We start from the raw sequence: 646 nt of genomic DNA on the forward strand, positions 1-646 counted from the left end.
GCACTACGCTAACGGACGCCCGGGGGAGCAATCAGAGTCCCCTTGTACGCTGCCCCGGAGCCAGCCAAAGTTCCCTGCGCGGCCACGCAGCGCATCGACAGGAGAGACCCTCGTGCCGAAGTCACGTATCCGCAAGAAGGCCGACTACACGCCGCCGCCGTCGAAGCAGGCGGCCACCATCAAGCTGAACAGCCGCGCCTGGGTCGCGCCCGTGATGCTGGCCATGTTCGTCATCGGCCTGGCATGGATCGTCGTCTTCTACGTGACCGACGGTTCGCTGCCCATCGATGCGCTGGGCAACTGGAACATCGTGGTGGGCTTCGGCTTCATCGCCGCCGGATTCGGCGTCTCCACGCAGTGGAAGTAGCGGCCGCTTCTCGGTGAACTCAGTTCTACCCACGGCTATCCGCTGAGTTATCCACAGATCGCAAGAGCATCCACAGAGGACCTGGGGAAAAGAACGACGATCTGTGGATAACCCCTCGGGCGTTGACGCCGATACGACTGACACACCACGGATCCGGACGAGCGTTCGCCCCCTATCTGACCTGCGAAAACGCGGGTCGGTGACAGGGGGCACAGTTGTTCGCGCACACTATGCACAAGATTGGCCACACGCTGTGGACAACGTGCCGCTCAGGTGAGC

1 protein-coding gene is annotated in these 646 nt (G+C 62.7%); it reads left to right on the plus strand.

What is annotated here, in order from left to right:
• The first annotated feature begins 112 nt into the window (after positions 1–112).
• Positions 113–367, plus strand: a complete 255-nt coding sequence (crgA, locus tag IF19_RS0134300; protein ID WP_030290322.1) for a cell division protein CrgA — start codon at positions 113–115, stop codon at positions 365–367.
• Positions 368–646 lie beyond the last annotated feature (279 nt).

This window comes from Streptomyces californicus (assembly GCF_000717645.1).
Taxonomy (GTDB): Bacteria; Actinomycetota; Actinomycetes; order Streptomycetales; family Streptomycetaceae; genus Streptomyces; species Streptomyces californicus.